General features: G+C 69.8%; 1 protein-coding gene. It reads left to right on the top strand.

Annotated elements, in window-relative coordinates; genetic code table 11:
* Window positions 1-656: 656 nt before the first annotated feature.
* Window positions 657-1,185 (top strand): YibE/F family protein (locus ABD194_RS00500; RefSeq protein WP_343985883.1); only part of this gene is annotated, 529 nt, incomplete at its 3' end.

Genomic DNA, 1,185 nt, shown 5'->3' on the forward strand with positions numbered 1-1,185 from the left:
AACCCTGGCTGTGAGGTTGCTGCAATCCCCGTTTCGCTGGCTCGCCTGGCGGTGCGGATAGCCGATGCTTCTCGTGTCATGACGCGGCGGCGGGTGCGCTCAGGTACCAGCCGGCTTTGAAGGAGATCGTTGTGGGTCACACACATGCGCTCGACAGCGAGGCTCCAAAGTCGCGTGTCGCGCCTCTCCCCCGCCTGTGCCTGACGGCGTTCGTCGTCCTGGTCGCCGCCCTCACCGTCTGGGGGTTCGTGTTCTTGTGGCCGCATGGCGACGCGAAGGTCACCAGCGCTGACACCAGCTTCGCGGCCCCGGGCGTGACCATGCCGAGAGGCGTCCTGGTCTCGCAGTCTGCGCCGTGCCCGGTCCAGGACCCCAGCGGCGATGTCGCCCCGACCGGAACGGGCAGCACCGGGGTTCCAGGAGCCGGGGCCGGGGCCGGGGATCCGGCCGCAGCGGATGGGGTTGCAGTGGATCCGGCTGGAGCGGGTCCGGCTGGAGTGGATGGGGCTGGCATCGGTGGACCGCCGGCGCAGGGCGACTGCGGGCAGCTCAAGGTGCGTCTGGAGTCCGGCAGCGACCACGGCCGTGTTGTTGCGGTGTACGTCCCCCCGGAGGTGCTGCGCGCGGATCTGAAGCCCGGGGACCGGGTCGCCTTGATGAAGGTTTCCCCAGCTCCGGGGGCGCCCTCCGGCGGGTCGCTCGAGGTCGCGGGACGCAACAGCTACTCGTTCCTGGGAATCGAGCGGCCGACACCCTTGTGGATCCTCGCCGCGGTCTTCATCATCCTGGTCGTCGTCGTGGCCCGGTGGCGCGGCATCCGCGCCCTGCTGGGCCTGCTCATCGCCGGCGCGGTCATCTTGAAGTTCATGCTCCCCTCACTGCTGGCTGGCAACTCCGCGGTACCGGTGGCGGTCGTCGGCTCGCTCGGGATCATGTACCTGGTGCTCTACCTCGCCCACGGGGTGTCGATGAGGACCTCCGCGGCCCTGGCCGGCACGATCTTCGGCGTGGCCGCCACCGCCGGAATCGGGGAGCTGGCGGTCCGGGCCGCCCACCTGACCGGTGTCGGGGACGAGAACGCCGGCATCCTGCAGGCTCTTGTCGGAAACATCAGCCTGCAGGGCCTGCTCACCTGCGGCATCATCATCGCCGGCCTCGGCGTGCTCAACGACGTGACCATCACCC

The organism is Terrabacter terrae, from assembly GCF_039529575.1.
Taxonomy (GTDB): Bacteria; Actinomycetota; Actinomycetes; order Actinomycetales; family Dermatophilaceae; genus Terrabacter; species Terrabacter terrae.